23 protein-coding genes are annotated in these 23,877 nt (G+C 36.9%); 10 read left to right on the forward strand and 13 right to left on the reverse strand.

Translation table 11 applies throughout. The annotated features are described in order from the left end of the window. Window positions 1-534: 534 nt before the first annotated feature. The 4 genes from RHP76_RS12255 to RHP76_RS12270 all read left to right on the forward strand — a co-directional run bounded on the left by RHP76_RS12255 (window position 535) and on the right by RHP76_RS12270 (window position 3,854). Window positions 535-711, forward strand: coding sequence for a BF3379 family histone-like protein (locus RHP76_RS12255; RefSeq protein WP_024568772.1), 177 nt, complete (start codon window positions 535-537; stop codon window positions 709-711). 95 nt (window positions 712-806) lie between these two features. Beyond that, window positions 807-2,477 (forward strand): IS1182 family transposase, encoded by a 1,671-nt coding sequence (locus RHP76_RS12260; RefSeq protein ID WP_311228299.1) that lies wholly within the window; start codon window positions 807-809, stop codon window positions 2,475-2,477. Window positions 2,478-2,562: 85 nt separating this feature from the next. Further along, window positions 2,563-2,991 (forward strand): transposase, encoded by a 429-nt coding sequence (locus RHP76_RS12265; RefSeq protein WP_311228300.1) that lies wholly within the window; start codon window positions 2,563-2,565, stop codon window positions 2,989-2,991. Between the two features lie 23 nt (window positions 2,992-3,014). Next, complete coding sequence (locus RHP76_RS12270; RefSeq protein ID WP_311228301.1) at window positions 3,015-3,854, forward strand: IS3 family transposase; 840 nt, start codon at window positions 3,015-3,017, stop codon at window positions 3,852-3,854. An 82-nt stretch (window positions 3,855-3,936) separates the two neighbouring features. Here RHP76_RS12270 and RHP76_RS12275 read toward each other — a convergent pair whose 3' ends face one another. The 9 genes from RHP76_RS12275 to RHP76_RS12315 form a co-directional block, all read right to left on the reverse strand. Next, window positions 3,937-4,770, reverse strand: a complete 834-nt coding sequence (locus RHP76_RS12275) for a DUF8464 domain-containing protein (protein ID WP_311228302.1) — start codon at window positions 4,768-4,770, stop codon at window positions 3,937-3,939. A 421-nt stretch (window positions 4,771-5,191) separates the two neighbouring features. After that, on the reverse strand, window positions 5,192-6,289 hold the full coding sequence (locus RHP76_RS12280; protein WP_311228303.1) for a hypothetical protein: 1,098 nt from the start codon (window positions 6,287-6,289) through the stop codon (window positions 5,192-5,194). A 66-nt stretch (window positions 6,290-6,355) separates the two neighbouring features. Beyond that, window positions 6,356-6,562 (reverse strand): hypothetical protein, encoded by a 207-nt coding sequence (locus RHP76_RS12285; protein ID WP_311228304.1) that lies wholly within the window; start codon window positions 6,560-6,562, stop codon window positions 6,356-6,358. 56 nt (window positions 6,563-6,618) lie between these two features. Then, window positions 6,619-7,326: a hypothetical protein gene (locus RHP76_RS12290; RefSeq protein ID WP_311228305.1), complete on the reverse strand. Its 708-nt coding sequence runs from the start codon at window positions 7,324-7,326 to the stop codon at window positions 6,619-6,621. Window positions 7,327-7,328: 2 nt separating this feature from the next. Then, entirely contained in the window at window positions 7,329-7,580 is a 252-nt protein-coding gene (locus tag RHP76_RS12295) for a DUF3853 family protein (protein WP_311228306.1), read from the reverse strand. A 23-nt stretch (window positions 7,581-7,603) separates the two neighbouring features. Next, window positions 7,604-8,140, reverse strand: coding sequence for a hypothetical protein (locus tag RHP76_RS12300; RefSeq protein ID WP_311228307.1), 537 nt, complete (start codon window positions 8,138-8,140; stop codon window positions 7,604-7,606). A 19-nt stretch (window positions 8,141-8,159) separates the two neighbouring features. Then, a complete protein-coding gene (locus tag RHP76_RS12305; RefSeq protein ID WP_311228308.1) occupies window positions 8,160-8,420 on the reverse strand; it encodes a helix-turn-helix domain-containing protein in 261 nt (86 codons plus the stop codon). A 163-nt stretch (window positions 8,421-8,583) separates the two neighbouring features. Next, a complete protein-coding gene (locus tag RHP76_RS12310; RefSeq protein ID WP_311228309.1) occupies window positions 8,584-9,435 on the reverse strand; it encodes an RteC domain-containing protein in 852 nt (283 codons plus the stop codon). Between the two features lie 67 nt (window positions 9,436-9,502). Continuing rightward, complete coding sequence (locus tag RHP76_RS12315) at window positions 9,503-11,149, reverse strand: helix-turn-helix domain-containing protein (protein WP_311228310.1); 1,647 nt, start codon at window positions 11,147-11,149, stop codon at window positions 9,503-9,505. Between the two features lie 305 nt (window positions 11,150-11,454). Between RHP76_RS12315 and RHP76_RS12320 the strand changes: the two genes are divergently transcribed. From RHP76_RS12320 to RHP76_RS12335, 4 genes are read left to right on the forward strand one after another with little or no spacing between them, the layout of a single operon-like run. Next, window positions 11,455-11,682, forward strand: a complete 228-nt coding sequence (locus RHP76_RS12320) for a hypothetical protein (protein WP_311228311.1) — start codon at window positions 11,455-11,457, stop codon at window positions 11,680-11,682. A 17-nt stretch (window positions 11,683-11,699) separates the two neighbouring features. Continuing rightward, window positions 11,700-11,867, forward strand: coding sequence for a hypothetical protein (locus RHP76_RS12325; protein ID WP_311228312.1), 168 nt, complete (start codon window positions 11,700-11,702; stop codon window positions 11,865-11,867). Window positions 11,868-11,876: 9 nt separating this feature from the next. Then, the gene (locus RHP76_RS12330) at window positions 11,877-13,382 is read left to right on the forward strand and encodes a MauE/DoxX family redox-associated membrane protein (RefSeq protein WP_311228313.1); all 1,506 of its coding nucleotides are present in this window, start codon (window positions 11,877-11,879) and stop codon (window positions 13,380-13,382) included. 23 nt (window positions 13,383-13,405) lie between these two features. Next, complete coding sequence (locus tag RHP76_RS12335) at window positions 13,406-13,675, forward strand: DUF6520 family protein (RefSeq protein WP_050022320.1); 270 nt, start codon at window positions 13,406-13,408, stop codon at window positions 13,673-13,675. A 38-nt stretch (window positions 13,676-13,713) separates the two neighbouring features. On the opposite strand, the gene RHP76_RS12340 is transcribed toward RHP76_RS12335, so the two are convergent. From RHP76_RS12340 to RHP76_RS12350, 3 genes are all read right to left on the reverse strand, one after another. Beyond that, a complete protein-coding gene (locus RHP76_RS12340) occupies window positions 13,714-16,254 on the reverse strand; it encodes an alpha/beta hydrolase family protein (RefSeq protein WP_311228314.1) in 2,541 nt (846 codons plus the stop codon). After that, the gene (locus tag RHP76_RS12345; RefSeq protein WP_311228315.1) at window positions 16,241-17,626 is read right to left on the reverse strand and encodes a RagB/SusD family nutrient uptake outer membrane protein; all 1,386 of its coding nucleotides are present in this window, start codon (window positions 17,624-17,626) and stop codon (window positions 16,241-16,243) included. Before RHP76_RS12345 ends, RHP76_RS12340 begins: the two co-directional genes overlap by 14 nt. A 109-nt stretch (window positions 17,627-17,735) precedes the next feature. Further along, entirely contained in the window at window positions 17,736-20,603 is a 2,868-nt protein-coding gene (locus RHP76_RS12350; RefSeq protein ID WP_311228316.1) for a SusC/RagA family TonB-linked outer membrane protein, read from the reverse strand. A gap of 671 nt (window positions 20,604-21,274) precedes the next feature. Between RHP76_RS12350 and RHP76_RS12355 the strand changes: the two genes are divergently transcribed. Together RHP76_RS12355 and RHP76_RS12360 are read left to right on the forward strand one after the other, a co-directional pair. Then, the gene (locus RHP76_RS12355) at window positions 21,275-21,526 is read left to right on the forward strand and encodes a helix-turn-helix domain-containing protein (protein ID WP_105704237.1); all 252 of its coding nucleotides are present in this window, start codon (window positions 21,275-21,277) and stop codon (window positions 21,524-21,526) included. Between the two features lie 250 nt (window positions 21,527-21,776). Continuing rightward, window positions 21,777-22,979 (forward strand): IS256 family transposase, encoded by a 1,203-nt coding sequence (locus RHP76_RS12360; protein ID WP_311228317.1) that lies wholly within the window; start codon window positions 21,777-21,779, stop codon window positions 22,977-22,979. Window positions 22,980-23,072: 93 nt separating this feature from the next. Here RHP76_RS12360 and RHP76_RS12365 read toward each other — a convergent pair whose 3' ends face one another. After that, window positions 23,073-23,852 (reverse strand): thiopeptide-type bacteriocin biosynthesis protein, encoded by a 780-nt coding sequence (locus tag RHP76_RS12365; protein WP_311228318.1) that lies wholly within the window; start codon window positions 23,850-23,852, stop codon window positions 23,073-23,075. Window positions 23,853-23,877: the final 25 nt, after the last annotated feature.

Raw genomic sequence — 23,877 nt, forward strand, 5'->3', positions numbered from 1 at the left:
GGCACTTAAAACCTGAATGGAAAAATGAAATGAAGGCTCCGAAATCTTTTTGTCCGAAGGATTCAGGAGTGTCTGGAAAAATTGTTGGAGCGGAGTGGAGAGAATTTTTGTAGAAACCCAAAAAGATTTTTTTGAGTGAATGACCTGTACTACATTTGCTACAGTAAAAAGTGAAAAACCACAGTTATATATATGAATTGAATAGGTGATATTTAACCCTGGAATGATCTAAAACAATAATGAATAATTGGATTTTTCCTTGTGTTGATGTGATTTTGAAGTCTATTTTCTTATCAACCTCATCAACATTCAAGACCGAAATTCTAAAAATTAACAGTTTTATTGAAGGTTTTATATTTTTGTTAGCTGATGAACCTGAAAAAATTAGGTATATTAATTTGAAAAAAATTTTCAACTCATGAAATTACCTCCTGAATTAGAAGACTGGTATATAAAAAATCACAAGTAAATTATTTGCAAATATGGAAATAAACAAGATTATTCTATATTTGCAACCTTAAAAATCCATTTTTTATGAAAGAACTATTAGAAAAAATCAACGCAGAATTTGAAACTTTTAAAACAGACTCCAATCTTCAGCTTGAAAAAGGAAACAAAGCGGCCGGAACAAGAGCTAGAAAAGCTGCTTTGGAATTAGCAAAGATTCTAAAAGATTTTAGAAAAATTTCTGTAGAAGAAAGCAAGAAATAGTCAAAAGAGGCTGTCCAAAAAGTTTGGGCAGCCTCAATTTTTTTGTTGAGATTATCTCTAAAAAAGCTATCTTAGAGTTGCACAAATACACAACTATGGCTAAGATAAGCTTTAAAACACAACCGGGCAACTTTCCTGAACTTTTTCCCATCAATATATTTGATTTAATCCCTGAAAATCATCCCTCCCGCTTAGTAGATTCCGTTGTTAATCAGTTGGTTATCAGTGAAATTACCAATCTTTATTTAGGCGGAGGCTGTTCAGCATATCACCCGAGAATGATGATAAAAGTGATATTTTACGCCTATTTGTCCAACATTTATTCTTGCAGGAAAATCGCTAAAGCCCTTACCGAAAACATCCACTTTATGTACCTTTCGGGCAATTATACCCCCAACTTTAGAACGATTAATGAGTTTAGAGGAAAAATTTTGAAAGAAAAAATCAAAGATTTGTTTGCAGAAGTGGTAAAAATGCTCGTGCAATTAGGCTACATCAGCCTTGATGTTCAGTATATTGACGGAACAAAAATTGAGGCGAAGTCTAACAAATACACATTCGTTTGGCGGGGCTCAGTAGAAAAATACAAAGAAAAATTAGAGCTGAAAATTAATACTGTTTTATGTGACATCGAAAACAGTATTCAATCCGATAATCAGGAGCTTAACCAGGAAGAACTGCCAAAAAGAATCAATTCCGAAGAACTCAAAGAAAAATTATCCGAACTCAATAAAAGGCTCAAAGAACCTACCAAAAAGCAAACAAAGGAACTTCAGAAACTACAGGAAGAACACCTGCCCAAATTACAGAAATATGAAAAAGACTTAACCGTTTTAAGAGAAAGGAACTCCTACAGCAAAACCGATCCTGATGCTACTTTTATGCGTCTGAAAGATGACCACATGAAAAACGGACAGCTCAAACCGGCCTATAATCCTCAAATTTCGACCGAAAATCAATTCATCACCCATGCTTCCATCCATCAAAAGCCAAACGATACCACGACCCTGAAACCCCATCTTGACGGTTTTGAAAAAGCCTACGGAAAACAAAGCAAAGAAGTGGTAGCTGATGCAGGATATGGCAGTGAAGAAAACTATGAAATGCTTGAAGATAAAGATATTACAGCGTATGTGAAGTATAATTATTTCCATGCTGAACAGAAAAAGAAGATGAAAAACAATCCTTTTCTGGTTCAAAATCTGTTTTACAACAAGGAACAGGATTTTTATGTCTGTACGATGGGGCAAAGAATGGAAAATGCAGGCACGGGAAAGCGAAGATCAGGCAATGGCTATGAATCTCAAATCACATATTATGAGGCTAAAAACTGCAATAATTGTCCACTTCGTGGGAGCTGCCATAATGCAAAAGGCAACCGGAGAATAGAAGTCAATCATCGGTTGAAGGCACTAAAGGAACGAGCCCGAAATTTACTCACCGGAGAAGAAGGACTTAAACACCGAAGTAAACGTCCTGTAGAAGTAGAAGCCGTTTTTGGGCAATTGAAATCAAACAATAAATTTAACCGGTTTACCTTTAAAGGGTTAGAAAAAGTAGAAATGGAGTTTTTACTGATGGCTCTTGGACATAACTTCAGAAAAATGGCAGCCAAAGGGGGCACTGCCATGAAAATTAACAGAAAAATTGTAAGAGAAGGCTCAGGCATCGTTTTAAAAACAGAAATATTTTTTATTGTACGTTTTCAGACACTACAAAGAAAAAAAGCAAAACATAATTTACAATGTGAAAAATACGCAGCATAAAAAAGACTGCCCTTTTTGGACAGCCTCTTTATTTTTGTAACATGTCATGTCCTGAAATAGCGATACAAAAAAAAGAATCGTTATTATGGAAGAAAAACCAAATTATGTAAAACGTACTCAATGCGATTACAGTATGTCATTTAAGCTTGGCGTTGTAAGGGAAATTGAGTCAGGTGAAGTTTCGACTGTTATGGTCTGTCGCAAATATGGCATTCAGTCAAGGAGCACGGTTGTAAACTGGCTCAGAAAATTTGGTAACTTTGATTGGGAAAACCAAACACCATCGAATATGCCAAAATCACCGGAACAAAAAGTCATGGAGCTGGAAGCGAAAGTAAAGCTTTTGGAAAAACAGAAAACACTACTTGAGAAACAATCTTATATAGCCGATAAGAAGGCCATCATCTTCGATATGATGATTGAACTTGCCGAGCAGGAATACCATATTGACATAAGAAAAAACTCACCACCCGAACTATCGAATCTTTCCGGAAACAACAAAAAGAAACCATAAGTTTCGCCTGTCAGTTGTTCGGGGTGGACCGACAGGTTTATTACCGCAATGTTAAACGCAAAAACAGCCGAAGGCAAATGGCACAGGACATTGTCTTTTGGGTAGAGCAATTACGAATGATTCACCCCAAAATGGGTGGCAAAAAACTGTATTTTCTTTTAAGAAACAAGCTTGAGAATCTGAGAATAGGCAGAGATAAATTCTTTGATATATTAAGGGCCAATCATTTGTTGGTCATTCCTAAAAGAAGTTATCATAAGACTACCAATTCGTATCACCGTTTTAAAAAGCACAAAAATCTGATCAAAGAATACAGCATTCAAAAGCCAAATGAGGTATGGGTATCAGACATTACTTACCTGGGAAATAGGGAAAACCCATCGTATTTAAGTCTGATAACCGATGCTTATTCCAGAAAAATTGTCGGTTATGATGTATCAGATTCTCTGGCAACAGAATCTGCTTTGAGAGCCTTGAAAACGGCTTTAAGAAAAGAAAAACCAACAAAGCTTATCCATCATTCAGACAGAGGTTTACAGTATTGCTCTAATGATTATCAAAAGATACTGAACAAAAGTAAGATCCTTTGCAGCATGACCCAGGAATCTGACCCTTATGAGAATGCCATAGCGGAAAGGGTCAACGGAATTTTAAAACAAGAGTATGATATTGATAAATTTAATGTAGATTTGAATACCCAAAAGATTTTGGTTGAACAGGTAGTTAAAATTTATAATGAGCTAAGACCTCACTTATCAAATCATTATTTAACACCTACACAGATGCATCAGCAGCAGGTTCTAATACCAAAATCTTATAAAAAGAAAAGCAGTGCAAATAAAAGTATCTGCACTGCTCAATAAATATTTTTTATTTGTTTAATCCTGTATCAGTTTTTCAGGACGTTACAACACTCTATAATAAGCATTCAAGACTAGTTACTCATTATATACTTTGGCAAAACCACTCATTAAGATCCTTAAAATCTCGATAAATTAAAGAACAATCTTCCACATTTTCATACTTCGTTAATATTTTGTTTTTAGTGATATTTCCATTAGCATCATTATCAAGAAAAAGGTAAATTTTGTCATATTCATTAAGCCTTTTCATTGCTTTGAAAAGCATTACCGTAGAATTAAGAATCAGATAATCAGAATTTTTAGTTTTTTCTATATTTTTGAAGGTCAGATAATCTAAAAAACCCTCAAATACTGCAATTTCTTTATTATTTTGTTCGCCCTGAATCAAAGTCAGATCTTTCTTACCTAAACAGATTTTTGAATACGCATTGCGGATTTCAAAACCACCTGAATTATTTTCAAAGGCAATTCCGAAATAATTTTTCCCATTTAATTCATAATGCAACTCTTTAACCAGATCTACCTGCTGATAAACTTTCCTTGATTTCAGATATTGAATTAAAACCGGATGCCCGATTCTTTTTACTTCCAATATCCTGTAATGAGGCCGTGTTGTAATCTCTTCCTTTTGTTTTTGATCCTGTATTGAAAAATCAAATTTTCCAAGGTATTTCAAAGCTTCCGAAACAGAACATTGACTTACCTGCTGAACAATAGAAATGACATCATAACTCTTTCCTGTTCCAAAGTCGAATGCAACATTTTTTATAAAATCGACAGAAAGACTGGGAATCTTTTCGTCCCTGTCGAGCGCAAAATAAAAGGCAGTTTTCCCGTTTTCTTTCACCGGAAAAAGATTGAAGGATTCTAAAACCGTCCGGATTCCGACTTTTTGTTTGATTTTTTCGCAATTCATTTTTTTTCTTTTTAAAGCAATTTTTTACCCTGGATTTTCCTTTTAATAAAAAAAAGACTTTTATTATCTTTTAAATAAACTTTTAATAGTTCGTGGTATCTGCCTGTCGCAAAGCGTTTGCAATGATTTTCAAATGAGCGCAATTCCGAATTCCAAATGAGTACAAATCCGAAAGATAGATGAGTCCAATTCCGAAAAAATGTCTTTTATCAGACGAGTGCAATTCCGAATAGAATCCTAATTTCATCTCTTGTTTTCACTTTATCTACCATTTTCACCAGCTTTACAATTCCGAAATGAGTGCAATTCCGAAATCAGCTTCATAAAATGTCTAATTTTAACATTTTCTTAACTTCAGTGAGTGCAATTCCGAATTCAGAATGAGTACAAATCCGAAATACGGATGAGCGCAATTCCGAAATCAGAGAATCACGGGATAACCATTAGGCAGTATTTCCCCCATTTTTGTTTCCCTGTATAGCCGTATAATAAGTTCCTGTATTTTGTTTAAAAAAGCCGTTCCTTGATAATTCGTGGATTTTGTCCCTTTCAGCCTGTTCATCCTTATAAATTCGCCAAAAGCCTTTTCTATAAGTTGACGGGTTTGCGGAATAGTCTTGTATTGGTAGGAAAACTGGAGCATTTCCCGTTGTCCCAGGCCATACCTTTTCTGAAAATAATAGAGCCTCTTTGCAATTTTTGATTTCTCTGCTGTCTGCTCCGACATATCGGTACCGCCTACTATTTTATTGTAAAAAGGATGAATGAAAATAGAATCATCTTTGTAATGATAATTGAATGAAAGAGTATTATACCTGTTGAAATTTATTTTTGCAGTTTTGAGGAACTTGAAACAAAAATCATTCGCGGTTTTATAGTTCAGCCCAAACTTTTTGTTCAGTGACGAAAGTTTCATGGTGGTTCCACCTTCTGGAAGTTTTGAAAGCCAGATGGCAAAAATAATATGCTTGTTGTTTCTGATGTTATACACCAGATTGTAAAGGATGTAGTTATACTCAGGTATAATCATCAGCTTTTTCAACCAGTAGCTGCTGATCAGAAAGCTGGTATATCCACGTTGGTCGTAACTCGGGTTGGAAATAAGCCCACCGAATGTTCTAATCTCTTTTCCTTTTGAGTTTACAGATTTATACCAGCCCATTTTGAACCGGGCAAGAAACTCATAGGCTTCCACAACCTGCCTGGTTGAGCCACTCGGAGAGATTTTACTGTTCCTGATTTTAATAGAGGCAAAAATATTATTTTCGGTTTCAAATTCTTCATCAAATAAAGAGAGCTGCTTTGGACGGTCTTCAGGGCGGAACTGCTCACTACTGATAATCGAGATAATATTAAAAATAACACGAAGCGCATTGATGGGAATATCAGCGGCCTCTTGGCCTTCAAAAATAAAATCGTCCACAAAATGATTACCCAGGCGTATTCTTTCGGGAATTCTCTCGTCTTTATCCTCAAAAATCTTTCTAACAAGTCTTAAATCTTTTTCCGGAATAGCCATAATCTATTTTTGTTGTGTACTTTAATTTTGTTCTGCTTAGGGTAACTTCATTCTGATCGAAAAATCTTACAGCAATTTAATTTTCTCACTTTTTAATGTTTTTGAACCCTCATTAAGATTATAATACAGGTAATCTCCTGTCTCATCTGCCCTGAAAACTCTTTTCTCCACTTTCCCGAAATTGGGTATTCTAACTTTTTGAATTCCCTGATACTGGGCAAGAATTCCATTGAGACTTACTTTCTGTCCAGGATTTAATTCTGATAGTTTCATTTTTACAGTTTTAAAATTTTAAATAGATAAACATCAACACTTACATTTTTTAAGGATCACTTTGGAGGTTTAATAACAGGGATTGACTCTAAAGACAGTTGTTCATTATCAGTCCTGTTTTTTATATAGGGCAAAAGATTTTTCAATGAGGATTTCCAGTTAGTTATCGGTTTTCCTAAATTATTGCACCAATCTTGACCTGCCCACAAAGCATATTTTTCCTTAATATCAGATTCCATAGATTCTTCATAACCACTCAGTGTATAGGCGTATGCCATAAATTCCTCTAAAGAAGGATTACCGACTACTGTTTTAAAAGGCTGAGGAGCATCATTATCAAAAGATGCTTTCACTTTTTGCCCGGTAGTTTCAGGAATACTTATAGATAAACCAACCGATGGTAAATTTTCAATTTTTTCTATTACCGGAATCCGAGGGTTATTTTTTCTTTTTGCCTTTTGGTCTTCTTTATCCTTTTGGATTGATAAAGGATAATCTGGAACTATTCTGTAAGAAGAGGAGTACCCATTTTTACTTTCGTACCGGACCAGCCCTGAGTTCCGCAGCGCTTCTCTTGCAGATTTTACCGTTTTTCTTGTTAGTCCTAGTGCATTACCAATCGCTACGTCGGAAACAGTAACATCGTATCCGTTATTATCATTTGCCAATTTCAGCAGATACAGGTATATTGCAACAGCAGTGGTACCCAATTGCGCTTTTGGGCCAAATTCCCAAAATTTTTGTATAAGCTCCTGATAATACATCGCTACTTCCGGCCAAAAATTTCCAGTACTTTTTGCTTATCAATGATGATAATTTTCCCCTTTTGGATAATGGCTTCATCCAGCATTCCGGAGGATTTTATTTCCGAAGCTTTTGAAACGGAACATCCCAGAACTTTTGCTAATCCTTTGAGCCCGTATTCATGCCTGTTTTCCGAATCAAAGTTTTTGATAATTTCCAAAAATTCCTCGACCGTCAGCTTCCAAAGGGGTGTTTGCGGATCTATCTTTTTCATTTACTTTCTTTTATTGATTTTAGCTACCTATTTTTTTCCTTAGAAATCCAATTCCTTGCAGCAGCCTGCCAGCTGTTCATTAATTTCCCGTCACTTAATTTCCAACCCTGAGAATCATAAAACGAATAAAACCCATATGCCTGAGCAGAAGGTAGATCACGTTCATTAAAATATAATTCTACTTCATGAAATTCAGGTGCAGAAAAGTTGTTTTCTTTTGGTAGTAATAATTCTTGCTCCGGAAATGCTTTATGTACAGAAATTCCAGACTCCTCAAAGTCAACAATATCAACCAGGCTTCCAATATAAGGGTCGTAACTAGGGGAATACATAATGAATCCTGCCAGATGTAATTCTTTAATACACTTATGATAGGTTCCAAGGGATTTTACCTTACCCAATCTCATGACCTCACCACGATAAATACGAAAGGGGCTTTGAAACCGGTTCATGCTCCAGCACTGAAAAAGTGCAACATAAATACTGATATGGGATGGATGTAGCCGGTTATCTTTAATCACATGCGCAAAAAAACTAATGATATCTTTAGTCTGATTCATGATTTCCTATTTTCTGTGATTATTTAGAATCCGTAAGCAGCTTCTCAATGTCTTTGTAATTATAATACAAGATCCCCCCTATCTTCGTATAAGAAAGGGTTCCGTTGATTCTAAGATTCTGTAAGGTCCCGGAAGAGATATTCAGAAGCTTTTTGACCTCCGAAGTACGGAGCCATAATTTTTGTTCTGTCGTTCTTACCTGAAGTAATTCTTTAATCCCTTCCAGCAGATCTATTTTGAATTGCTGAAGGTCTTCTTTGGTGATAATGGATACTGCCATGATTTCAAAAATTGTTTATTTGACAAATTTTCGGAATCAGGCTGGATTTCTTTCGGTAGGTCTTCGGTACTACCGAAAGATTTTTATATACCCCTTATCAATAAAGGAATTGTGGGAAAAGTACTAATAATTTGATTTATTGTGTACAAACAGGGAAAAACGCCTATTGATCACCATCCTGGAATGATTGATTCAAATGATCACTGAGCAGCTGAAGGAATTTAGTAGGGTTGGTTTTCCTGCTTTTTATCTCATGAAGTGTCTTATAAAAGTTTCCCAGGTTAATATTGAGTGACTTTTCAGTAAATTTAATAATCTCGCTAAACTCAATATTGCCCCCATTAAATGACCGGGTGTTGTGGAGCGCATACAAAAGTTCCACCAGCGCAGATTTTGAAGCCGACCATTGGAGCGGGGATTTATCAGCTATCTTTTCATATACATATACATTAATTTCAGCAATAGATTTCAAAAGATATCTTTCCAATCGATCATTGGCAATGATTTGAGAAATAAGGTGGTCATGTGAGGTAGCAAATTTTTCATCATAATCATAAAGACCGGATTCTATTTTTGTTTTCAGATCAAACTGATTTCGGACAAAATATTTTTGATCAAGATAGGTGGCTTTACGCCTATAGTACTCATAAAAATCGATATGATCTTCATAAAAGCTTTTCAATACTTCCAATTCGCATTCAAAATATTCTTTCAGGCTTAACTCTCCTGCATTAGGTTTAGCGGCTTCAATCGACAAAAGCTTTGAAAAATAAATAAACTGCGAAATAAAAGCAGGTTTGATTTCCTTGAAGAAATAAACTTCGTCTGCAACAGTTGAAAACTCATATAAGCTTACTTCCTGTTTAATGATTCTTATTACAGAATCAATTTCCATCAATGATCTCTCATATAAATCAATAGGATTATTTTTCTGCTCAAAACCGATCTGTTCAAGTCTTTTCTCTAAACTCAGTTGTAATCGCTTACACTTTTTAAAAAACAAGTTCGTCTGCATATTTTAAATAAAAAGTAGAAATTTTTAATTGTTAAAAATGATAAATTGGTGATTAGCCATAATAAAGCTAAGGATTACCGGTCTCATCCTTAATTTTTTGAATAAACTCCAGGGGACTGAAAGTAGTTAACTCAGTAAAGATTTTGGCGAAATGGGATCTGTTCGAAAATCTGCATTCATAAGCTATGATATCAATGGAATACTTCCTCCATTGCGCATTGGTTCTTAGCATTTCCTTAACATACTCAATCCGCAAGTTATTAAGATATGTATTATAATTTGTTCCTTTATATTCATTAATAACCGCCGATAAATAAGCAGTATTCGTTTTTAGCCTTTTTGCAAGCTCATTTTGGGTAAGCCCTTTTTCTAAATAAAATTTGTTTTGTTCCATTATTTTGAGCTTATCCAATATTTCATCTGCTAGGTTCTCAGGCAACTTAGATAGTTTGGTCGAAACCATATCTTTATGGTTCTCTTCTCCTAAAGTCTGGTCACCGGCAATCTGGTACTTTTTAACCCTTCTTTTCACCTTGAAATATCTTACAGAAATTAAAAGCAAAGCTCCGAAAGAAATCCCGGCCACAATATATCCGTAAAATGCTGAGGATTCCAGTCTTTTTTTGGATGTAAGTAAGTCATTGGTATCATATTCTTTAATGATTTTTCCTGAGAGGTATTTAAAATCATTATGCATCACCTGGTCAAACTGCAATAATTGTTTGGTATAATACAATTCTTTTTTATTGTCATTTTTATCTTTGTAATGTGTGATAAGCAGCTCAAACACCTCTCTTACCGAAGGATGGGCAAAATTTCGCTTCAGGAAAATACTATCTACTTTTTCTAAATAATTCATACCCTCATTTTCTTTGCGGCTTCTTAATAGAATTTTACCTTTTAAATAATAGATCAGCGATGTATTAGTAAAATCACTTTTCTTTTCAATCCCTGCTAAAGCGATGTTAAAGTCATATAAGGCTTCTTTGTCATTTTCCCTTAGATAAGCTAAAATCCCGCTGAGCTTATAAAAATAGCTTCTTTCTATATAAAAATTTTTATCTCCGGCTGAAGCTTGTAATCCTTCATTAATGAGCTGGGAAACTTCTTTTATTTTTTTCATATAAAACAGGCAAATAGCCATCTGGTGAAGGCTGTTCAGATATCCCTTCTTCATATTATACCGGAGGTTGGAAAATTCCGCAGGAATGTTTGTATCTCTATAATAAGAAAGGCACTTTGAAAAAAGGGTAAAAGCTTCTTCATAATATCCAAGATAACTTTTGACAACTCCTATATGGTACATATTTTTATAATACAGATAGGGATCCTTACTTTTGCTTAAGTATTGCCAAGCCCTCAGATACTCATCAAGAGCCTTCTGATACTTTCTGTAGGTAAAATAGTAAACACTTCCTTTTGTTAGGTAGGAATTTCCAATAAGATCAGGGTCACTTGCTTGGGATGCCGCCCATACAGCACTATCTGCATATTCTATTTTTTTATTTCTTGAAAAGCTGACAGCGTCCCGATACGCCTGGGTTAGCTCCTTATAATTTTTAAATACTTTCGCTTCTTTAATATATGCATTGACAAACTCAAGAGCACGTTCATCGTTTTCTTCAAAATTATCATAACGTACCCTGTAATCAGAATATTCCTGACCATTAACTAAAAAGGAAAAGAACACGAAAAAACAGAATATTATTTTCAAAATAAAAACAATTTAACAATATAATGTCAATGATATTATAAATATCATTCAAAATTAAGCAAAATGAATCAAGCAAAAAATTATTTCTTCACTTTAGGAATTACACTTAACAAATTCAATAAAAACATCTGATTTACAATTAATTATATTATTACTACATATGGAGCCTATTTATAAATAGGCTCCTAAAAATTTATAAATGGGCTCTATCAACCTTTTTTTTCGAAAAATTCATGCTCTAAATTCGCTTTCAGAATTCTAAAAAACTACCGGCCGGGGATTGTTAATTTTTTAATCCCTTAATCATGAAAACCAGAATATTAACACTGCATATTGTTGCAGGAATTTTACTTTCAATTGTCATTTCATCCTGTCGCGAAGAAAGCCTACCGCATATTCCGTATCCGGATGTACCTATCATTACGACTGAAAGAATCGTCTTAAAATCAGACAGTGCTCAACTTGAAAAAGAATCGGAAATCGGTGAAACCGACCCTCCAAAAGATCGGGATAACTGGAAAATCAGTAAGTAACCAAACTTTGAACCAATATGGAAACTCAGCCGCTACTCATCATTGAATCGGGAAAAGAATGTCCCGTTAGTGGAATATGGAAAATCACAGGGACTTTCACTACGACTATCACGGTAAACGAAAAATCTGCTATGCCTACCTATTGTGGCGTAAAAGTACGCTGGATATTGTTATACCATTGTTAAAATCTTATTATGAAAAAGAAACTGACACAACTTGCCATATGGATTGCTTATTTTTTTATCCTTCTGTTTTGCTACGCAGCCATCAGCAAAATATTTGATTTTGAAAACTTTCAGGTTCAAATCGCCCAGTCTCCATTGTTAAGTGCTTATGCTATAATAATTACCTATGGAATACTTTTCCTTGAACTTTTGGTCTGCTTCTTTTTGATATTTGATAAAACGAGATTCATTGGATTGTACGGTTCCTACATACTGATGCTTCTCTTTAGTATCTATATTTATCTTATCCTCAATTATAGTGAGTTTATTCCCTGTTCCTGCGGTGGAATTCTTGAAAAAATGGATTGGCAAACACATCTCATTTTTAATCTGATATGTGTCCTGGTTGCTGTAGTTGCCCTTAGTATCAACACGTATGCAAACCACAAAAAACAAGGAAAGCTCTTCTTCAGCCTTCTAATCACAGCAGGGCTCTGTATCACCGCAATGCTCATCATGTATCAAAAGTCAGAATATATTCTTAAGAAAGATAATGGTTTTCAAAGAAGATTTTTACAGCATCCTATTCTTAAAAATGGTACGTATGATTTAAAACTGAACTCCTATTATTTTGCCGGCTTTTCAAGCGATACCCTATATCTTGGGAATTACACAGCACCGTTCTCACTCACAAAGATTACCCATTTTACAGGAATAGAACGGAGGAATCTGCAACTCAACCGTACAGACATTAATTTCAGATCCCCCCTACTTGAAGTAACAAACGGGCTAATCACATTATATGACGGAACAATCCCGATCATTTTTGAAGGAACAACCGGAAGCAATAAGCTCACTGAGCAAAATATAGGAAAGACCTATTTCAGGAAAGCCAAAAGAATTGATCATAATAACTTTCTCATAGGTGCTTTCCACCGCAAAAAGCAGATTCAGAGCCTTGGGACTATCAGTAGAGGAAACAAGGATTCTGTAATGTTTAATCCAGAGCTTTTGGAAAAGAATAAAGAAGGTTTTTTTGAACCCGATGGGCAATTAAATTATGATTCTTTTACTGGTAAGGTTGTTTATGTTTACCATTATAAGAACATGTTTGTAGTTACTGATCGAAATCTGAAATCAAAACATGTATTCAGGACTATTGATACCGTCAGCATCCCGCAGCTAGGTCTTTCCCACTTAGCCGATGGCAGCAGAAAGCTTAACAATCCGCTGGTGGTCAACAAAAGGTCAATTGCCTATAAAGGAGTTCTGTTTGTGGAGTCGGACCGCAAAGGAAAGCTGGAAAAAGACAGGGGTAAAAAAGCCATTATACTTGATCTATATTCCATTCACGAGCAGAAGTACCTTGGAAGTATCAGTATTCCCAACAGAAATAAGGAGCAACGTGTACAATTTACCATACAGGGAAACCAATTGTATGTAATGATAGAAAATGAACTGATCAGATATCGTTTTGCGCAAAACATCACTCAAAATTTCATTTCAGGGGAAGCCGAAAACCTGTACAAAGAGTAGGCACCAATAATAAATTTATAACAATGAAAAAAATGAGAAAAATCGCATTGCCATTGGCTATCCTGTTAATCGGAGCAGGCAGCGCGTATGCTACTAATGTAGCATCAGAGACTAAAAAAGCTGATATTCCTGGATGGAAAATTGATCTTGAAAATCCGGAACAGCCTTGTGTCATGACAAGTCAGCTTTGTACGACAGATAATACTGGTATTGTCTGTACAGTAAGTGACGCTTCTGGTGTCCATGACCTGTATGAATCCAGTTGCGAAACAGAATTATTCAGAATTCCTTAACTGTTAGCTATTACTAACTACTAAAAGAAGGGTGCACTTTATTGAGCACCCTTTATGTATTTCTGTATCCAGGGGATATTTCTTTCATCCTTTAAATGATAATTAAACCAATCCAGAATTTTCAGGGTCAGGTCTTTCTGTGCTTCTGCCTTACTCAGACTGTGACCTTCTTTATCATAAAACAAGGCAATAACCGGTTTCCGGTATTTTCTTAAGGCAATAAACATCGATTTGGTCCCTTCAGGACTTACGTTTCCATCATCAGTCCCTGTCCACAACAGCATCGGCGCACTGACATTCTGAACAAACATTATCGGATTATTTTTGATATATTTTTCAGGATTTTCTGCCAGTGTAGCTTTAAACCAATATTGGCGTCCTTCATACCTGTAATAGTCGGGAGCATTAAAATGATAATTGTACGCATAATAAGTCCGTACCACATCAGAAACTGCTGATCCTGAGACATAGGCTGCAAAACGGTTTGAATGACCCGCAATAAAGTTAGTTTCATACCCGCCAAAAGATTGCCCCATGAGTCCAATCTTTGTCATATCTACATTCCTAATCTTTTGTAATTCGTCTAAGGTATTATTAATGCTTTCCAGTGATGAAATTCCTGCTCCTTTATCAGATTGCGAGATATCAGCAAGCAGTACGGCGAAGCCCTCCTCCATCAACAGCGGGATATTCAGCCCTGTGGGATTCGAGAAGGAAGGTCGCAGGAATCTTTTGGTCATATAATCCTGCTTCTCATACACATGGATAACAACGGGGTATTTTTTTGAGCGGTCATAATTCATCGGCATATACAAAGCTCCGCTTATGGTTTTTCCATCCGAGCCTTTGTAGGAAATTTTAATAAGCTCTGCCTGTTCAAATTTCTGATTCTTCTGATCTGAAACATAAAGAACTTTTGGATTTTCTTTCTCTTTCTTTACTACAAGCCTTGGCCGTTTATTATAGCTTTCCTCAATCCAGTAATAATTTTCACCCTGATTCAGCTTTTTAAATGCCGTGATCTCATTAGGGGTAGGCTTTTGGATGATTTGCAGTTGCCTGTTTCTTAAACCGGCATAAGTGATATGACTGGTCTTCGGATCAGTGATTTTTAACAGCAAGCTCTTTTTGATATCTACGGTTCTGAAGTCTCTACCGTATCCTAATTCCGTACTGGCTCTTGTAAAATCCACCAGCTCAACTTCAGATTCTTCGCCTGCGATAAATACTTCTTTCATTTTCTGAGTAGCCAGATTATATTCAGTAATCCTGTTTCCTCCTACCCACACAACCTCTTTCTCGGAGGTAAAATAAGGAACCATGGCCGCAGAAACCTTTACATCTTCCATCACCAGGGTTAGCGTATTGCACAGCTGCCAGTTTTTTTCCTTCTGAATTAACAGGTACTGACCGGATGGTGAGATTACCATCCGTTTCTGCAGGTCCGTAATCAGGGTATAGGTATCGGTTACCGCATTCCAGAGATACAGCCTGTCAAAGCTATTTCCTCCTGCTTTATCCATTTTATCCACCTGCTGCTTATCGGTTTCATACATCAGGTAGCGTGAATTCCCGATAGCAGTCTCCCCGAAATATCCGGGACGGGTTATCAGAACCTGTCTCCCGCTTACCGGGTCCCAGTCCAACTGGATGTATTCGGTTACCGCCTTTGCATGTTTCTTAAGTTCGAAGTCCGTTCCGTACCAGATATCAACCATTCCTTTTGCAGGCGGGATTCTCTTTCCTAACTTAAGAACAACACTATTGTCAGAACGCGAAGGATTCAGCATCATCTGATCATAGTCAGCGTACCTGCTTCCGTCAAACACATATTGTTTTTTATCCTGAGAAACATAATAGAGGTTGGTCTTGCCTTTCTTTCGGGTCTGAATCACAAAGCCTTTCTGTTTCATTCCTGAAGGTAAAATATTGCTCAGCTCATCATGGGTCGAAAAGATCGTTTCAAAAACTCCATTCTTTAAAATTAATGCTTCATTCAGATCACCTGTCTTTCTCCTGGCAATGGTCTCATCCCCTTCAGAATAGATATGCTGAATACCGGAAATACTTTGTCGAAAGCTAAGATCAGTATCATAAACTTCCAGCCTGCTTCCATCTTTTTCAGTATACAGCACCATAAAGGTATGCTGCTGTTTATTGTAGATAAACTTTTTTACGTGTTGAAAAAAACGGGATTTTCCGGTTTCGGGATTAAGATACTCCAATGTAACTTTTTCTTGTATCGCGAGATCGTTCCCCACAAACATGATAAAATCAATATTTTTTCTTTCCAATCTATAACCCTTCTCCCCTGTGCTTTGCAGTATCATATTCTTTGTCCTGTCAGCAGAGAATATATACCATGCCAGCCATTTACCGTTATCAGAAGCCTCGGGAAATTTCATTTCTTCGGTATCCTTAACCAGCTTTTCCAGATGCTCATACCGCTGGGCTGAAAGGTTTTGTGGTATAATAAAGAGAAGAAATATCCATAATATCCATACTACTACAGAGAAATTTCGCCTTAGGAAAGATTTGAAAGTGATATAATCAATATGTGACGCCTTAATATCCATCATTTTGTGGTGTTAAGTGACTATTCAAAAGCATTTCTTTCTGCGGCAACGGCAAATATTGATTGGTTGTTTTCCAGTTAGGCTTTACCGTTTGTAAAAGGTCCAATTGTCCCCATCTTTTAAGGTCAATAAACCGGCTTCCGTGTTCTGCAAAAAATTCTTTTCTTCTTTCATTTTTAATTTCTTCCATCGCCTGAGTCTGTGAAATGGCAGTACCAAGCGGTGCTAATCCTGCCCTTTGTCTTGTCTGATTGATCAAAGGAACCGCCTGGGCTGTTTTGCTCTGCATGGTTAAAGCTTCTGCCAGCATCAGGTACACGTCCTCCAGTCTATAAATGACGGAATACTCTGTCATGTTAGTAGTGGTTGTTACTTTGTATTTAGTCTGCTTATAATTGGTCTGCGAACCAAATACGACAGGGGTAAAATAGTTTTGCCTTCGAAGATCGATGGCTGAAAAAGAACCTATAAGATCCGGATTCAAAATAAATGAGGTAGGTGCGCCCACAAAATTATAAAGTACAGCTTCGCTTGTCGGGTCAGTATTGTTCTTAGGTTTCAGCTGCCAGATAATATGCTTTCCTGCTTTCTGAAATACTTTGGAAAGGTCATTTTGAAAAACATAGTCAGTATTCTGGATGACCGTTTGGCATAAAGCTTCTGTTTCCTGCCATTTTCCCAGCATCATTTTCATTTTGGCCTGTAAAACCAAGCCTGCTGCTTTGTTCACATAAATTCTTTCTGCATTTCGGTATGCTGAAGGCAGAAGGTTCACCGCTTCCGAAATATCGGTTTCCAGCCTTGACAGGAATTCAGTCTTAGGCATTCTGCTTAAGGTTGAGTTATACACATAATCTGTCATAGTAGTGTAGGGAATCTCACCATACATCTGGTACAGGTAATGGTAAATAAGACTGCGGATCAGCATGGCTTCGCCTTTTATCCTGTGTTTTGCTGCTAAAGAAAGGCTTTTGGATTTTTCTACGCCTTCTATGATGCTGTTGGCCATATACACCTGCTGATAAGCCGTCGTCCATACCTGGCTCACGGTAGCATTGGTTGCCAGTGGCTGGTTATGGTAGATATCCAGGATTCCGTTTCCGGCAGTGGTGAAAACACAGATAATATCATCGGTATAATTTCCCAGTAAAGCACCGGAACCGTCTGTCGTGCCACTGATCACTGAACCGGTCCATAGTCCTGAGTACAGTCCCGTGAGCGCAGCATCTGCGGTTTTCTCATCTTCAAATACCTGCTCTGTGGCGAGCTGGTTGTTCGGAAAATCTGTTTCTATGAATTTCTCACACGATACTGCGCTTAAAGCAGCATAAAGCATCAAAAGAAGCGCTATGATAGAGTCTATAATATTTTTCATTGTTGTTGGTTATTTGGAGTTATTACATATAAATCTTCAATCATCTCAATCGTTAATGATCCCAAATCTTTATCTTTAATTTTTAATCACTAATCATCAATCTTAATCGTTAAAAAGTCACCTGGAATCCCAGGGAATAGGTTTTAAGGGGTGGAAGGTAGCCTACGAGATAAAACTCCGGGTCCATTCCAAAATAATTGGTGATGGCCAGAAGGTTTTGTCCCTGCACATAGATCATAGCTTCTTTGATGCCCAGCTTTTGCATGGGAATGCGGTAGTTAAGCTGTACATTCTTCAGCCTGATATAGGAAGCATCACTTATTGCCGCTGTTGAGTTCTGGAAGAACCCATGCAGGGAAAGCTTCTGGGGGTTGTACCCTGCTGAATATTCCATATAGCTGCCTCCCGGGTTAGATGGTGACCATGCATCCAGTACTTCTACAGGCTGATTGCTGAGTGCTCCGGGCAGAAGCATCTGGCGGTTGTAATTCCAGTTTCTCTGTTTTACAAACTGCCACAGGAAAGATGCTGACCAGTTTCCCCATCTGAATTGATTCGACCATCCCCCGAAAAACCGGACACCCAGCTTTTCTACTGTCTTATTATCGTCAGGGGAAGTAATCTTGCCGTCACCATTGAAATCTGTAAACTTGTAAAGCCCGGTTGCAGGGTCTATGCCTTCATACTGGTAGACTTTGGCAATGGTGGTAGGATATCCGATCACATACTGATTGGAATATGTAGAGCCTTCGAGATTCGGGAATTCTACAAGCGTATTCTTAGGAATGCTCAGGTTAAAAGAGGTTTCATACCTGAATTTTCCTTTTCGCAAAACCTGCAACGAGGTATCGAATTCCCAGCCTGTATTCCTGATCTTTGCCGGAAGATTGGACTGCACGGAAGGAAAGCCAGTGGTGGCAGGAAGGGGAATACCCACCAGCTGGTTGGAAGAAATGTTTTCATAATAGGCCGTGGAAAAATTAAAGCGTCCATTCCATAGCCCTAATTCCAGAGCCAATTCTTTTTTCAGAGTCTTCTCCCAGCTGAAATCAGGGTTATACAAACGGGCCGGATTTAAACCGGTCTGCCCGTTATAGATACCCGATGAAATAATATAGGTATTGAGATATTGGTAATCTCCTATTTTATCATTTCCTGTGGTTCCGATGCTTCCCCGAAGCTTACCCAGACTCAGCCATTTTACATCTTTCAGAAATGGTTCTTCTGAGAAAAGCCACGCCGCGCCTACGGCTCCGAAGTTTCCGAAACGGTTATTAGCTCCAAAACGGCTGGAACCGTCACGCCTTCCGGTAAGATTCACAATATATCTTTTTTTCAGCTGGTAGTTAAAGCGGGCAAAAACGGCTGTATAGTTATACTGGCTGCGAACCTGATCGGAGATGGTTTTTACGCTGGCGGCTCCGATATTATCAATCAAAGTGTTGCTCTCAAAGCCTTTTCCCTGGATAGCTCCCTGTTCCGATTGTGTTTTTTGCAGGGTTGCTCCCAATAAAAATTCAAACTGGTGATTTCCTATTTTGTAGGCTCCCACCAGCTGGGGTTCGAGGATATAGGAAAAATTGACCTGGTTATTCCTGGAAGAGGTAGAATTCATGCTGGTTTGTCCGAATGAAGGATTATTGATCGTATGGGGCTTTATCGAACGTTCTTCGAAATTCTGATAGCTGATTCCGGCGTTCATTTTTAATGATAGGAAAGGAAACAGCTTATAGGACACATTAAGGCCGTTATTAAAGTAGGCGATCTTATTTGAATACTCGCTCAGAAGCGAAGCCACGGGATTGTTAAATGTTCCGTTCTCCCAGTTGATGCTCCCGTCTGCGGTATAAAGTGCCGGAGCATTGGGGCTCAGCATAATACTTTTCAAGGTAAGGTCATCATTCTGCACATTGTTCTGCTGAAAAGAGAAGGTATTTACCAGGCTAAATTCTATTCTCCTGTCGGGAGTAAGATAACTGAAATTGGCATTGATGTTATTGGTTTTATACCTGAAATCAGCAGGCAAAACAGAGGTCTGCTCATTATGGCCATAACTGATCTGGTAAGAAAAATTTTCACCCCCCCCGTTCATTGACAACTGAACGCCGTAGGCATCTGCCATGTTTCCGATCAGTTCCTTCTGCCAGTTGGTGTACCTCATCTGGTCCCAGGTTCCGTTGATGTCATACATGGTAGCGGGATAGGCTACATTATCATTCTGGAATGCCTGCCGGCGCATACTGATGTACTGCTCCGTGTTCATCATTTCCATAGACCTGGTAATCCTGCTTAAGGAATACGAGGTATTAAGCTTGAGCTCAGATCGTCCTTTATTTCCTCTTTTAGTGGTTACAATGATCACCCCGTTGGCTCCTCTTGATCCGTAAATGGCTGTTGCATCAGCATCTTTTAAAATCTCAAAGCTCTCAATATCATTCGGATTGATAGCATTCAGGGGATTGATAGAGGACCACGGAAGGATCTTATTAGAATACAACGAAGGGGTTTCGGAAGCCTGGGGAACACCGTCTATAATATATAAAGGCTCATTGCCCTCACGACGGATACTGTTCTTTCCCCTGATCTGGATATCAAATCCGCCTCCGGGAGTTCCGGTGTTCTGGGTAATGCTTACTCCTGACATTCTTACCTGAGCTGCGGATAGCACATTGGTGACGGGCTGGTTTTCGATATCCTTAGCTGAAACTTTGGCTATGCTTCCGGTGCGTTCTTTATCTTTGACCTTATAATATCCTGCATTTAGCAGTACTTCTTCAATGCTGCTTACTTTTTCCGAAAGAGGTTTATTTAAAGGGGATAAGGTATCGGTCTTTTCCCTGATTACGGAAGCTTCAGGGGTATTCTTTCGGGAAATAGTATCAGAATTGCTCTGTACCTGTGCATGAAAAGAGACGCCTGCTACCGTCAGCATAAGGACACATAAAACGCGCCCTATGCTGGTATAGGATTTTTTCATAAATTTGTTGGGTTTAATAAACTTATTATAACTAACTGCTCTTTCCTGCACCAGCTGTCAACTTTTGCGGAAAGGGCTTTTCTATTTTCTGATCAATCTGATAATTGGCTTCTACGAATCGTTGTTATATTCTATACTCGTTTTCATGGGTTTTTTATGGTTACTTTATGTTTTGCAAAAATTCCAGATACTTCCTTAGCATCGGCAGCTTAAGAAAGCTCCGAAAAATATTAACATGTATGTTTTTCTTAAAAAGCCTGTAAAGCTCTCAATGGCTGCGCAACCATTGTACCTGTCAATGCATACTCTTATATTTTCAAAAGTTGAACTTAGAGTTTTTAATAGTGTAGAATGTATGGAACTGCATAGAAACAAAAACGGCATGGGTACTCTACATTATCTAATTCGGGGTACTGGTATACCTACATGCAGATAAGAGGAAGAAACCCACGCCTAGGTCGTGAGCTTACTTACTTATCCTCTCGCATGTAAAAATTACCAGTTTTCGAATTGAGATTCTAAGCAATAGCTTCTATTTTTCGTTGAAGTATCGCAAAATTACATCTTTTTGATATAATGTTTTACAAATATAATAATATTTTCCAATATTGGGATATATCCCAATATAATTTTTATTAAAATATTGCACTTTGCTTTAAATATTAGCAAGTATGGATATTAGTAAAGACTTGAGAATTCATATTGGAAAGAGAATTTCAATTATTAGAACTAAAAAGAAACTAACCCAACAAGAGTTGGGATTTTTAACAGGAATTGATACAGCTGATATAAGCAAGTACGAATCGGGCAAGATAAATTTAACATTAAGAACACTTCTAAAATTTGCGGTTGCATTACAAGTTCATCCAAAAGAATTATTTGATTTTGAACTTGATATCACAAAATACAAAATAGAAGATTAAATCCTGACGAAAGTTTGGAGTTTTTGTTTGTAAAATATCATATAAAAAACAAACTCCTAAAATTATAATGTGAAAACTTTTATTGCCTATAATAATAAAGTCCGATTTGAAGGCAGCATTAAGTAATTTTTGAAGGTAGTGTCTCACTAACTGTGTAAGTTAAAAAGTTATTCTGAAAAATTTTTGAGCCCTCTAAAGCTCAAAAATAATTTTCGGAAATAACTTTTTATTAATTTTAACCTATATAGTTATGATCGACAAAGAAGAATTATTAAACAACAAGGATTTCTATAAGTCCTTTAAAAATGGAGAAGATTTAACCTTTTTCTTCAAACAGATGCACAAACGTGCCGTTGAACATATGCTGGAAGCAGAACTTGATGCTCATCTGGACAATGAAAAACATGAAAAAACCAAAGAAGGGAACTATCGCAATGGACATGGAACCAAGAAAATAAAATCCTCTTTTGGAGAGAGTGAAATCAAAGTTCCCAGAGACAGGGCAAGCAGTTTTGAACCTGCATTAGTTCCAAAAAGGCATAACATCATCGAAGGTTTGGAGAATATTATTATCTCCTTCTACGCCAAAGGGATGAGTGTGAGCGATATCGAAGAGCAGGTTAAAGAACTATACGATTTTGAAATATCTTCCTCTGCCATTTCCAGGATTACCAATGCCGTTGCCACCGAAGTGGTGAGCTGGCAAAACCGCCCCTTAGAAGATTTGTATTTAATTGTCTGGATGGATGGGATCGTATTCAAGGTTCGTGAAAACTCCAAGGTCATTAACAAAACCATCTATTTGGCAGTAGGATTAAATCGTGAAGGGAAAAAAGAAGTTCTTGGAATGTGGCTCGGTAAGAATGAAAGTTCGAGCTTCTGGATGGGTGTTTTAACGGATCTCAAAGCTCGCGGCGTGGAAGATATCCTCATTACGGCAACAGATAATCTGAACGGATTTACTGGGACTATTCGCTCAGTTTTCCCACAATCTCAAACCCAAATCTGTGTCGTTCATCAGATCAGAAATGCCTGCAAATATGTGGTTTGGAAGGATAGAAAAGAATTTTCTGCAGATATGAAACATATTTACACCGCCCCAACAAAACAAGCGGCTGAAGCAGCTCTCAATGATTTTGCAGGAAAATGGGAAAGCAAATATTCTTATGCTATCGCCTCCTGGCGGAATAATTGGGATGAGCTTACTGTATTTTTTGAATTTCCTTTAGAGATCCGTAAGATCATTTATACCACAAATTTAATTGAAAATCTCAACGGAAAAATAAGAAAATACACCAAAAATAAAATGTCTTTCCCTACTGATGAGGCCGTAATGAAATCAGTGTATCTGGCATTAAAAGAAGCCACTAAGAAATGGACAATGCCTATCCAAAATTGGGGCATTGTTCTCAACCAATTTATGCTTATTTTTGAAGAAAGGCTCAGATTATAAAATCCAAGCCATAACTTTTTAACTTACACACTTTATGGGAGAGTGTCTTTTTGAAATAACTAAATTATCTCTGACACAGCTCGTGGCACTTTCCTAACAATACAATTTCATTTTATAGTATCTCAGTAAATAATCATAAATCATCAATTCAAACAATCGTTGATTAGAAACAAAAAGTCTATTAATATTCATATGGAATATACTACTGAAAAAGCTTTGCAAAGACATTCCCAAAGATTCGTTTTCTTCATGGCTGATAATATTCTGTAATACTAAATTGCTCTCTTCAATATTAGAGATAATTACATTCCGCTCTTCCAAAAATTCTGCTGATTGAGTAAAATATAAATATTTTGGTTTAAAATTCCTATATTTTTTATCAAGCTGTGAGTTAAGCTTTTTATCTGTATTAAATTCCTGTTTAAAGGCCGTATTAAAATCTTTTATCCAATCTAGTTTTTTTTCAACTGAAAGATTGAGCCTACTCAGAATTTCGTCAATATAAAAAAGAGAAACAATGATTTTTTCCTCATCATCGTAATGTAGGCATTGTAGGATAAAATCGCTGTTTATACAAAATAAGGTTTCAGCTTCTTCAATGGTATTTTCACCATAACGTTCAATTTCCCGGTTGTAAGTATCAATCAGAATATTCGAAATTTCTCCACTTTCTATATATTCTTTTAGACTTTTGTTAATTTTATTAAGAATCTTGTCGTAATCATTAGTATTATTTAACCTAAATCTCACCCTCAAATGCGGCTTCGGATCATGATAACGGATGAAAAACCATTTTGAAATATAATTATTTTCCTGTAAATATCCTACTAAGGGCTGTACTGCTTCTTCTAAAATGAGATCGGCAGTTTTCACTCCTGTATAAATTTTAAGATACAGC

The organism is Chryseobacterium sp. SG20098 (genome assembly GCF_031844745.1).
Lineage (GTDB): Bacteria > Bacteroidota > Bacteroidia > Flavobacteriales > Weeksellaceae > Chryseobacterium > Chryseobacterium cucumeris.

What these genes read in the sequence shown, in the direction of transcription:
- RHP76_RS12355 (WP_105704237.1), top strand. Translation starts at nt 21,275, where the DNA reads ATGGATATTAGTAAAGACTTGAGAATTCATATTGGAAAGAGAATTTCA.
- RHP76_RS12330 (WP_311228313.1), top strand. Translation starts at nt 11,877, where the DNA reads ATGAAAAAGAAACTGACACAACTTGCCATATGGATTGCTTATTTTTTT.
- RHP76_RS12335 (WP_050022320.1), top strand. Translation starts at nt 13,406, where the DNA reads ATGAAAAAAATGAGAAAAATCGCATTGCCATTGGCTATCCTGTTAATC.
- RHP76_RS12275 (WP_311228302.1), bottom strand. Translation starts at nt 4,770, where the DNA reads ATGAATTGCGAAAAAATCAAACAAAAAGTCGGAATCCGGACGGTTTTA.
- RHP76_RS12305 (WP_311228308.1), bottom strand. Translation starts at nt 8,420, where the DNA reads ATGGCAGTATCCATTATCACCAAAGAAGACCTTCAGCAATTCAAAATA.
- RHP76_RS12340 (WP_311228314.1), bottom strand. Translation starts at nt 16,254, where the DNA reads ATGATGGATATTAAGGCGTCACATATTGATTATATCACTTTCAAATCT.
- RHP76_RS12325 (WP_311228312.1), top strand. Translation starts at nt 11,700, where the DNA reads ATGGAAACTCAGCCGCTACTCATCATTGAATCGGGAAAAGAATGTCCC.
- RHP76_RS12360 (WP_311228317.1), top strand. Translation starts at nt 21,777, where the DNA reads ATGATCGACAAAGAAGAATTATTAAACAACAAGGATTTCTATAAGTCC.
- RHP76_RS12290 (WP_311228305.1), bottom strand. Translation starts at nt 7,326, where the DNA reads ATGTATTATCAGGAGCTTATACAAAAATTTTGGGAATTTGGCCCAAAA.
- RHP76_RS12280 (WP_311228303.1), bottom strand. Translation starts at nt 6,289, where the DNA reads ATGGCTATTCCGGAAAAAGATTTAAGACTTGTTAGAAAGATTTTTGAG.
- RHP76_RS12260 (WP_311228299.1), top strand. Translation starts at nt 807, where the DNA reads ATGGCTAAGATAAGCTTTAAAACACAACCGGGCAACTTTCCTGAACTT.
- RHP76_RS12255 (WP_024568772.1), top strand. Translation starts at nt 535, where the DNA reads ATGAAAGAACTATTAGAAAAAATCAACGCAGAATTTGAAACTTTTAAA.
- RHP76_RS12285 (WP_311228304.1), bottom strand. Translation starts at nt 6,562, where the DNA reads ATGAAACTATCAGAATTAAATCCTGGACAGAAAGTAAGTCTCAATGGA.
- RHP76_RS12345 (WP_311228315.1), bottom strand. Translation starts at nt 17,626, where the DNA reads ATGAAAAATATTATAGACTCTATCATAGCGCTTCTTTTGATGCTTTAT.
- RHP76_RS12300 (WP_311228307.1), bottom strand. Translation starts at nt 8,140, where the DNA reads ATGAATCAGACTAAAGATATCATTAGTTTTTTTGCGCATGTGATTAAA.
- RHP76_RS12310 (WP_311228309.1), bottom strand. Translation starts at nt 9,435, where the DNA reads ATGCAGACGAACTTGTTTTTTAAAAAGTGTAAGCGATTACAACTGAGT.
- RHP76_RS12265 (WP_311228300.1), top strand. Translation starts at nt 2,563, where the DNA reads ATGGAAGAAAAACCAAATTATGTAAAACGTACTCAATGCGATTACAGT.
- RHP76_RS12350 (WP_311228316.1), bottom strand. Translation starts at nt 20,603, where the DNA reads ATGAAAAAATCCTATACCAGCATAGGGCGCGTTTTATGTGTCCTTATG.
- RHP76_RS12320 (WP_311228311.1), top strand. Translation starts at nt 11,455, where the DNA reads ATGAAAACCAGAATATTAACACTGCATATTGTTGCAGGAATTTTACTT.
- RHP76_RS12295 (WP_311228306.1), bottom strand. Translation starts at nt 7,580, where the DNA reads ATGAAAAAGATAGATCCGCAAACACCCCTTTGGAAGCTGACGGTCGAG.